Raw genomic sequence first — 10847 nt, 5'->3', positions numbered from 1 at the left:
AAATTATTTTACATGTTAATGCGTCTTAATACACTATGCTTTAAAAGGGCGTACTAATGATTAGCACTATTTATTCTTTTTCTTTTCATAACGGATATCCATAGACGCGCCTGTGTCGCCCTGCTCTTTCATCCAAGCCCTTAATTTTGACTGATAACTTTGAACGATAGATTTATATTGCGGATCATTAGCCAGATTATGCAATTCGTAAGGATCTTTTTTCAGATCATACAGTTCTACAGCGGGGCGGTGAACGATCCGGTCTATCAAGGCCTGGTCGGCAGCGTTACCACTCGCTTTGGCCACCCAGCCGTTCCAGTAGCTGTCTTTTTTCGCCGGATTCATCATATACTTGATATGATAGTTTTTATCCGGCGTCAGGTTTAAAAGCAGCTTATACGCTGTACTCCTAATGCTCCGGATGGGATAGGCCGGCCCTTCGGGAATATTATTATGAATGCCATAGGCAAAATCCCTGGCAGCCGCCGTTTTATTTTTCAAAACGGGTAAAAAACTTTTGCCGTCCAGGTTGGCGATGGCTTTGCCTCCGGCGATATCCACGAAGGTTGGCGTCACGTCTTCGTATTGAGCTATGGCTTCCGTTTTTGTGCCGGGTTGCACCACACCGGGCCAGCGAACAATCATCGAACTTTTCTGTCCGGCGTCCCAAAGCGTCCATTTAGCGCCGGGGAACTGCGCGCCCTGTTCTCCTAAAAAAATAAATACGGTGTTTTTATCCTGCCCTGTTTCTTTCAGCAATTTCATAACATCGCCCACCTGATTATCAAGCCTTCTTACTTCAGCCAGATATTTGCAAAATTCCTGGCGTACCTGGCGGGTATCTACCCAATGTTTGGGCAGTGTCAATTTTTGCGGGTCAAACTCCGATGGATCACCCAAAGTCCAAGGCGCATGCGGGTTGATGCTCATAATGAACAAACAGTAAGGATTTTTTCGGGTAGTGATAAATTGCCGAACACTGTCTAATGAATAATCATCAGTTGCCGCCACGCAATTGGGTTGAAATCCTTTTATAAATTTAAACGGAAATACTTTTTCGGGCCTCGTACTGTGATTTTTACCAGTCAGCGCCACGGTATAATTAAGATCGCCCAGATAGTGGCAAACGCTTTTAAGATTGTCAAAAACGCCTTTATGGTTTTGAAAAGAACCATGCCTCGCCGGGTAAAGCCCTGTAAACAGCGAAGCGCGCGTAGGTACGCACATAGCTTCCGACGCAATCATTTGATTAAATAGCATGCCTTCTGAAGCCAGCTGGTCGATATATGTGGTTTTGATATTCGTGCCTCCGTAACAGCTCAGCTGCCTTGAGTCAAGATCATCAGCCATGATCACCACAATATTCGGCTGCTTTGCTTTCTGGGCTTTCAAGCCAACAAAGGCGCCGATTAAAATTGATAAGAGAAATATTTTCTTCATGATATAGCGGTTGTTAATCTTTTAAAATTTGATGCTGAACGTCTGGGTCGGCTTCTTTAAAAGACAAGCCTAATATGTCTCCAATTAAACCCGAAATATCAGTCAATTTCATCTTCGTTATATGGCCCTGTTTGAAGGAGGGGCCTGATCCGATAAATCCCGTAAACAACTCAGGCATACGCGGATCGTGTCCATGAGAACCCGTCACTTTTTTCCTGGGCTTTACGAAAGGTCCGTCTGTGCTTCCGTTAAATGCGGAACGATTGTCAGCAGCGAGCGCCAACGCTACTTCCGGATTGGCGCCCATCTGGTCGAGCTCTTGCCGTTGCAGTATTTTAAAACATTTTTTTTGATCTGCCGGGAGGCTATGCAGCAATGCTACCACTTTATTTAAACTCAGTTTATCTCCCTTGTCTTTTAAGTATAAAAATGCAGAACCGCCGGTTGAAACAAAGCGGGCTTTCCAGTCGTTTTCCTGAATCAATCCTGCTTCACGCAATAGCGCGTTGGGCGACAGATGTTGCCTTACGGAAACGAACCCGTGATCACCCGTGATGATGATATCCGTTTTGTTGAGTAAGCCCGCTTCCTTGTAGGCGTTCAACACGATATTTAGCATGCTGTCGATCTGTGTTAACGAATGCTGCACCTGGGCGGCATCGCGTCCGAAGTCGTGTTGGGCGTGATCTAAACCAACAAAATGAACCGCCATCAAATCAGGCTGATGGGTTTTAACGATATAAGAAGCCATTTTTCCAATGGTAACATCAATATTGTCGTGATTAAAATCTTTAGGCGATAAGCTTCCCATGGATTTCTGCATGGAACCCAGCAGGCCGGACGGTGTTATGAAGGGCTTTGTAACCGAGAGCTGATCCGTCTTTTCATCATTATCCGCCCTTCTTACAGGAAAATTATAATCGATAGGTGCGCCAACGGTCACCGGCCACATAACAGCGCCCGATTTTAACTGCGCCTTTTTGATAGCATCCCAAAGCGTGGGCACTTTAATCGCTGATTCTTCCCAGTACCAAGCGCCGTTTTTTGATTCGTAAGGTACATTGTAATAAATACCATGTTGGGCAGGCAAGGCGCCGGTAACGATGGTCGTATGGGATGGATAAGTTACTGAGGGAAACACACTGTTCACACCGTCGGCATAAATACCTTCCGCCTTCAAACGCTCTAACAACGGCGCTTTCCAGCGGGCATCTTTATAAAAATTGGGACGAAAGCCATCAATGCTAACGAGCAATACATGCTTCTTGCTTTGCGCCATTGACATAACCGGCAAGCCCAATAACAGGAAGAGCGATCGAATCCGCATAGTTATTTATTTAAAGTAATGAGTTCTACATCGTCGAGCCACACCCTATTCCCAGATTTCATTGTTCCGAAATAGAAAGCCAGCCTGTAATTGCCGGCTTCAGGAACAGCTGCGGAAGTAAATTGATAATTTTTTATCAAAGGGCTCACTGCGATAGGCTCATTAATGATCTTCGCAGCGTTGCCGCCAACTTTCTCTAATCTTGCGATAAACGAAGCAGGCATATTGGATGTTGTTTTTAAACGAATTTGAAACCGTTCTCCTTTTTTGACCGGGAAAGCCCAGAGCAATCCTACATCGGCAGGTTTTGCAGCCGGCCGCCTCATTGTAATCATTGCCGATTTCGCCCCGGAAATTTTACCGCGTTCATCGATGCTGATATCGGCTGCAGCCTGGTCATCAACTTTCGCGTTCCACCCGCCCAAATTATCATCAAAACTGCCATTGATTACCCGGCGATAGGCTCTCATTCTTACGTTATATTCCCTCGTATCGAGCGGGAAAGCACCTATTTGATGCGCCCATTGATCCCAATCGGCATACATAGTTTTCACTAGTTCGGGGTATTCTTTACTGAGGTCTTTTATTTCGGTCGGGTCCTGCTCCATATCATAGAGCTGTAGCGCCGCCGGATTAAAGCCGCCCCCTTCTTCGGTTTTGGCCACGAGTTTCCATTTGCCATCGCGCAACGCGATATTGGCTTCATGCTCCCAATATATTTTGCCGCGGTCATTGGAGGCTCCCGTGAAATGTGGCTGCAAACTTTTGCCCTGCATCGGCACGATGGCGTGGCCTTTAAAAGTGGAAGGATAAGAAGCGCCGGCTACATCCACGCAGGTAGCCATAATGTCGGTCAGATGGCCGTATTCACTCACAAACTGCCCGTTCAAACTGCTTTTTACGCCAGCAGGCCAATGCACAATCAGAGGTGTGGCAATACCACCTTCATGCGTAAAATGTTTATATTCTTTAAAAGGAGTGCTACTTACGTTCGCCCAATTGATCCGGTAACTTTCAAAAGTATCTTCGGTACCGTCAACGGCTTTACTTTTTCCACTGCTGATAAATTCTGCGCAGGCGCCGTTATCGCTAAGAAAAAAAATAAGTGTATTATCTAATGCTCCCGCTGCCTTCAGACTGGACACAATACGCCCGACGCCCTGATCCATAATGTCGATTTGCGCTGCGTAGATAGCCATGCGCATACTCATCTCTTCTTTTTCCGCATCGCTTAGCGTATTCCAAGCAGGCACTTTCCCGTCTCTCGGGTTTAGTTTCGCATCCGCATTAAAAAGCCCTATTTCCTTTTGCTTTTTGAACCGCGCCGCTCTTAGTGCATCCCATCCGCCTTTGTAGGTTTTCTTATATTTTTCAATCACTTCTTTAGGGGCATGCAGCGGCCAGTGTGGGGCGGTGTAAGCCACGTACATAAAAAGCGGTTTATTTTTATGATCCGAAAAATGATCCTGAATGTAGCGCACGCTTGAATCGCTGATCGCATCCGTCAGGTAAAAATTATCCGGCGCTTTATAACGCTGATTATTACTATATACAACCGGGGTATAGTAGTTGGCGCCACCGGGAATAATGCCAAAATATCGGTCAAAGCCACGCTGCACCGGCCAGTTGTCGGTGACATAGCCGTCTATTTTTCTTTCATTGGTTAAATGCCATTTGCCCGTCATGTAGGTGCTATAGCCAGCTGGCTTCAACACTTCTGCGATGGTAACGCATTGATCATTCAAGTTATCCTGGTAAGCCGGCGTTCCGAGGTCGGCCGCTGCCATCCAGCCCATTCCCGCCTGATGCGGATACAGTCCTGTAACCAGAGATGCGCGCGTGGGGCAGCATCTTGCCGCATTATAAAATTGCTTATACCGGATCCCCTCCTGCGCCAAACGATTGATATTCGGCGTTTGTACTTCGCCGCCGTAGCAGCCCAAATCGGAAAAGCCCATATCATCAGCGAGAATAAGGATAATATTAGGAGCGTTTTTCTTTTGGGCCTTCAAACTCAAAGTCATTAAACCGCAAATCAAGAGGGAAAGAAAGGTACGAATATGCATTATTCATTTAGACGATTAGTGAAGAAAGAAGTTTAACCGGCTTCGAATACATAACCTTTTTTCTGATCTGCTATTCAAACCTTGTTGTAAGTCAAAGCAAGCGGCCAACAAAAAGCATTTTATGCTCCGTGCTTTTATCAAGGCATAACCGACTTCGTCGTAACGGTTGCTTCGTAATAATTAGTTTGCGGCACCCACTCGCTGTTAACGTTCTCAATCGTTCCGCTTTTTTGCGTAAGGCCTGTGACATGAATCAATCCTTTTTCACCCGCGGAAGTTTTATATACATATACTTTTCCGTTTTGAACGCGCACTACATCCAGCGTCGGATCAGCGATTGCATTGATCGGCGCCGCATCTACCTGTGTGATCGCCTGATATTGAGCGGCCGTTAGCGTGGTCAATTCAAACTTGGTGTTTTGCAACCCATCCAAAGTCAGCAACCCGTTGGCGCCACGCTGCGCGGGATTCACTAACGCAGGCACAGCTGCTGTTCCTTCCGATGCTATAACCACATCTCCCAGGCTAAAATCAATTTCATTTTTATATTCTGACTGCCTTCTCATATACACCCTTCCAGACAACCAATTAGCATAATAAGGGCCGTAAAAATTCTCGACCGTTTCTATTTTAGAAGCGCCTGAGAAAACAACCGCCGGCGTGATTTTCACCACCAGGTTCTTTTCATAAACCCGGCCCAAAGTATCCGTTACTACTACTTTAATACAACGATTTTCTGAAAGTTGAGGGATCGTGTAAGTGGTAGTGTAGCTATTCCTCGCTGCATCGAAGGCCTGCGCTGTCTCCGTAATCAACGTATCCCTGTTGCCATTTGTGGCGTTAGCCGTATAAATTTCAAACGCGCTGATCACCGGCCCATTGGCCTGAACGTCGATGTTTGCCGTGTATTCCATCACGCCCTGATTAACGTGAATGATATTGCTATCTCCTACCTGCTGAAACGCAATTTTCACGTCAGGCGTATAGTTCACCTCCTCCATTTCCTTTGAGCAGGAGGCCATAAACGTAGCAATGCCCAGTAGTGTTATTAACAGAGTATTCGTTTTCATCTTTGCACTTTTTATATTTTTAATAGTATGGTTGGATCTGATGTCCGGATTACTAAAGATTTTATTAGAACGTTTTATCATGACTAAATTCTTTTAAATTTTTAATATCCCGGGTTTTGGAAGATAAGCGGAGCATTGTTCACCTCATCAACCGGTAGCGGCGACAGGTTCATACGCTCATTAAAACTTCTGTTATCCATTTTAACGCGGACAAAATTGCCTCCCTGCCGCGTGATGCCAATAGCAGGTTTATTCATTACTTCTTTCGCAATTTTCCATCTTCTGATATCAAAAAAGCGATGTTCTTCAAAACAAAGCTCTACGCGGCGCTCTTTCCGGATCCGCTGCCTTAAGCTTTCCTGCGTATAATCGGCGGCGTTTAACGGAGTCGTTATTCCCGCACGCGCCCTGATCCTGTTCAATTGCTCGACCGCTTTCAAACGCCCCGCCGACGTGTTTTCGGCTTCATTAACCGCTTCTGCATAATCCAGTAAAATTTCAGCATAACGCATCATTATAAAATTCATGGATGTGTTTCCACCATCTCGATGGTCGATGCGGTCATCCAGATATTTTACCAGGAAATATCCGCTACCCCAGTTGTTGGGCGTGGTTATATTTACCGTTGCCGTTCCTTTATTTACATTCGGCCAGGTAGCGCCGTGATACAAGATCGTTTGATAAAACCTGGGATCCCGGTTCTTATAGGGATCTTGTTCATTATATCCCGAAGCAGCATTGATGATGGGGCTGTAGTCAGCATTATATCCCAAAATGGGTTCCGATCCGTTTGCCATATCATAACAGTCAATCAGCCACTGTGTAGGCACTGTAGTGAGCTCTTTGTTTACATTCCAGGGGTTAAAAGCTGGAAATAAATTGTATAAATCGTTTGTTGCATTGCGCAGGTACACTAAAATATTTTCGGGGTTGCTGCGCTCGTTAAAATAGCGTGTGTAACTTTTTTCAGGCTCACCTGGGGCGACATAAAGGCTGTGCACATTTTTGCTATCTGCATAATTGATCAGTTCCAGCGCGGCCTGTGCTGCTTGCGCCCAGGTTACTCCCGACTCCTGGAATAAAGGACTGGCGGCATACAGCAACGTGCGGGCTTTATAAGCCATAGCTGCGGTTCTGGTAACGCGGCCATACTCAGAACCTTCCCACGTATCGGGCAAAATACCTTCCTGAGATAGCGCATCAAACTCACCGGCAATAAAATTAACGGTAGTGCTGAGATTTTCACGCTTCGTACTATCAAAGCCAAAGGGATCGATCGGTTGCGTCGAAATCACCAGCGGGCCAAACCACCTGAAAAGCTCGTGATAATAATAAGCGCGTAAAAAACGAGCCTGGTTAAAACTGCTGCGCTTTTCCTGCTCTGTCATCGGGCATTTGTCGACGTTAGCTAAAAAAATATTTGCGTTGCGGATATTCCGGTAAAAAAACCTCCACGGATGCGTAAGTACGACCGGGTTGGAGGTTCCGGAAATAGCGCCGGTAATATACTTTTGAATGCCCGGGGAGATGCCCGCGTTTCTTGTGGTATTGCCAGCGCCATCATCTGTAGCATTGTCAAGCATGGCTACGGTTACACCCATGTCAAACAATTGAGAAAAGCTGCCGCTGTTGGTATTGGTCGCCTGGCGCATATTGCCATACAGGTTCATCAGCGCCTTTCGCGTATTTTCAACATCAGTAAACACTTTTTCATCGGTGAGTTCGTCCAGGTCGGTGCTGTCCAGCAATCCATCTTTGTTGCAGGAAAAGAGAAGCACCGCGATTATTATTAAATAAAAATTTTTCATCTTATCTTTTTTAGAAACTAACGTTTAAACCGAAATTTACAATTCGTTGCTGCGGATAAAACTGCCCTGAGTTCCGGTCAGGATTTGATTCAGGGTCCACCCTTTTCACTTCGTCCCATGTAATCAGGTTAAAGGCATTGGCAAAAAGGCGAACGGAGGTTAAGGGCAGGCGCCTGTAAAAGGACTTTGGCATCGTGTAGCCTACCTGTACATTTTTAAGTCGCAGATACCGTCCATCCCGTAACCAATAATCAGACAGATAATAGTTTTGATTATTACCATCTGCTTTTTGCAAAAACCTGGGATAGTTGGCAGTGAGCGCGGTTTCGGGCGTCCACCGGTTATAATGTTCTTCATAATAGTTGCCCCAACTATTATCCCAACCCAAATCGCCAACCATGTAGACAGAGCTGCGCGCAGCGCCCTGGAAAAGAAAACTAACATCGATTCCCTTAAAGCCGACACCGGCAGAAAGAGAATAAGTAATTTCAGGAATGGTGGTATGACCGATTGCCGTCTGATCATTTTGATCAATAATTCCATCCTGGTTAATATCCTTGTATTTGATATCGCCCGGCGCTAAATTAGATAACCCGAATTGCTGCGGCGACGCGGCAATTTCCTCGTAAGACTGGAAAAACCCGTCGAAATGATATCCAATAAACTGGCCAATCGACCGACCTGTCGCCAACATATAATCATAGGGCTGGCTCGCTTCGCTCCTTTCAAGAATCTTGTTTTTGGCGTTTGAATAGAGCGCCTTGATAAAATAATTGAAGCTGCTGCCCAGTCTTTCCTGCCACCCGAGTTCCAGTTCATAGCCTTTGTTGTCAACAACGCCGATATTCTCAGGAGCCAGGCTGTTCACACCCGCCGCAATCAGGTAGCGCTCCGGTATGGCAAGAATATCAGTTCGATGCTCTTTAAAAACATCCACGTTAAATGAAAGCCTGGATTTGAGCCATCTGGTTTCCATTCCTAAGTTGTATTTCGTGGCCGTTTCCCAGCGAATATTTTCGTTGGGCAAACGCCCCTGTTGCAGGCCCACCACATCAGGATTATTGGTTTCGCCGAAAGAATAAGACCCGCCATTCACATAGGTTGAGCGATAGTAGTAAGAAAAACCACCCAGTTTGTCATTACCTACCTGCCCAAACGAACCTCTGAATTTTAAGAAATCGAGTACAGTTGATTCGGATAAAAATTTCTCATTAGAAACAATCCACCCCAATGACACGGCTGGGAATAGCTCGTATTGATTGCCTTTCGCAAAACGATTAGACCCGTTATAGCCCATATTCACTTCAAGCAAATATTTGTTATCGAAGTCATAATTAAGCCTCCCAATTAATGCCTGATAAATGTGAGGGACATAAGAATATTGCCCGCCGGGAACAGACTCGGAATTAAAATTGCCAAGGATCACACCCGATATATTATGATGGATGCCGATGGCGCCCTTATAGCGAAGCGCCAACTCTACATACTGCCCGTAAATAGCCGATGTTTTCCCTGAGCCCTGATTAGGCAACACACCATTGAGCCCCTGCAAATACGAGCTATCAATCGGATTAAAAGAATACAAGTAAGGTCGTTCCTGCATCCCCCTCCAGTTGCTCCAGTCCACATCAAAAGAGTAGCGGCCGTCCACTGAAAGGCCTTTAACTAGTTTGCGCAAATTGTAATTAAAGGAGAAAGCAGTTTGCATTTCATTACTAAAGTCAGACCTGAAGCCGGTATTCGCAATAGTCACCAGCGGGTTTTGCCGCCACACGCCGATGGCTCCGGCGAAGCTGCCGTTTGGATTCATCAAAGGAAAAGCCTGGGGCGCATTGCGGTAGAAAGCTGCAAAAAGACGGAGGTTTTCTGCGCCGCTCGAAAGCCCGTCGTAAGTAGCCGGCCTGTTTTCTTTCTTAAACAGATACGACATATTGACGCCAAGTTTTAAATCCTCACTGAGCGTAATATCGATGTTGGAACGTGTGGTGATACGGTTAAAATAATAAGAAGCGTCGTAATCTTTTGGTTGCAAAGCCTGGTCAACCTCTGGCGACAATTGAATCAGATGGTTCAAAATAGGGCTTTCTCTCAGCTTGCTGATATCGGCTTCAAACATGCCTTGCTGATTGAAAAACCCTGCCGAAACATAATACTTGATGGTTTTATTACCACCGGTAATATTGATGTTATATTTCTGTTGCTTACCTGGTTTCGTAAAGGTTTCAATAAAATTATTATCCGGATGGGTGAAAGGGCTTAGCTGCGTCCGGTACAAATAGTTGTCGTATTCTGAAACGGGAAAGTTGCTGGTATTGGATAACACCGAGGGGTCTAATCCCACGTTGATCGTTCCTTCCCGTTGGAACAAAGAAGTAGTTTCCGCGTTCAACGCTTTTGTCAACCGGTTAAAATTGGTAATACCGTATTCAGCGTTAAAATTGATTTTTGATTTTCCGGCGGCGCCCCGCTTCGTTGTCACCAACACTACGCCATTCGCACCTCGTACTCCATACACTGCCGTTGCTGATGCGTCTTTAAGAATAGAAATACTTTCTACATCATCGGGCTCAATTTGCCTGAAATCGCGCTCGACCCCATCTACCAGCACCAATGGGTCAGAGTTGTTGAAGGTAGCACGTCCGCGTATAAACAAAGAGGCATCATCCTGGCCGGGACGCCCGCTCGACTGGCGTGTAATTAAACCGGGCACGCGGCCGGTGAGGGAATTGGTGACACTGGCTACAGGCGCCTTTTTAATATCTTCCGATCCCACACTTGAAATGGCGCCGGTAACAGATACTTTTCGTTGCGTGCCATATCCAACCACAACCACCTGATCGAGATCTTTGCTTTGTCCCACAAGCATTACATCAACGCTCGCGCCGGTGAGCACCACCTCCTGTTCTTCGAAACCGATCATGGAAAACAATAATATGCGCTCTTTATTGTCGTCCAACTTTAAAACGAATACACCTTTTTCGTCGGTCATCGTAGCGTTGGTTGCATCTTTTTGAGCAACTGATACGCCGCTTAATGCTTTGCCGGAAACGTCAGTAACGGTACCGGTTACAGCATTTTGAGCATACGCGCCAACAGACAATAGCAATAGCAGCGTTATAAAAAAAACATTTCTCAT

General features: G+C 45.8%; 6 protein-coding genes. All 6 read right to left on the bottom strand.

What is annotated here, in order from left to right; translation table 11 throughout:
* Positions 1 to 66 precede the first annotated feature (66 nt).
* On the bottom strand, positions 67 to 1440 hold the full coding sequence (locus ABDK00_RS06635) for a sulfatase (RefSeq protein WP_346239372.1): 1374 nt from the start codon (positions 1438 to 1440) through the stop codon (positions 67 to 69).
* A gap of 13 nt (positions 1441 to 1453) precedes the next feature.
* Complete coding sequence (locus ABDK00_RS06630; protein ID WP_346239371.1) at positions 1454 to 2767, bottom strand: ectonucleotide pyrophosphatase/phosphodiesterase; 1314 nt, start codon at positions 2765 to 2767, stop codon at positions 1454 to 1456.
* 2 nt (positions 2768 to 2769) lie between these two features.
* Positions 2770 to 4791, bottom strand: a complete 2022-nt coding sequence (locus tag ABDK00_RS06625; RefSeq protein ID WP_428400367.1) for an arylsulfatase — start codon at positions 4789 to 4791, stop codon at positions 2770 to 2772.
* Positions 4792 to 4970: 179 nt separating this feature from the next.
* On the bottom strand, positions 4971 to 5903 hold the full coding sequence (locus tag ABDK00_RS06620) for a hypothetical protein (protein WP_346239369.1): 933 nt from the start codon (positions 5901 to 5903) through the stop codon (positions 4971 to 4973).
* 101 nt (positions 5904 to 6004) lie between these two features.
* On the bottom strand, positions 6005 to 7711 hold the full coding sequence (locus ABDK00_RS06615; RefSeq protein WP_346239368.1) for a RagB/SusD family nutrient uptake outer membrane protein: 1707 nt from the start codon (positions 7709 to 7711) through the stop codon (positions 6005 to 6007).
* Positions 7712 to 7721: 10 nt separating this feature from the next.
* The gene (locus ABDK00_RS06610) at positions 7722 to 10847 is read right to left on the bottom strand and encodes a TonB-dependent receptor (RefSeq protein WP_346239367.1); all 3126 of its coding nucleotides are present in this window, start codon (positions 10845 to 10847) and stop codon (positions 7722 to 7724) included.

The organism is Niabella insulisoli, from assembly GCF_039652435.2.
Lineage (GTDB): Bacteria > Bacteroidota > Bacteroidia > Chitinophagales > Chitinophagaceae > Niabella > Niabella insulamsoli.
The sequence above is the reverse complement of the archived record's forward strand: the minus strand, read 5'-3'. Positions and strand labels throughout refer to the sequence as shown.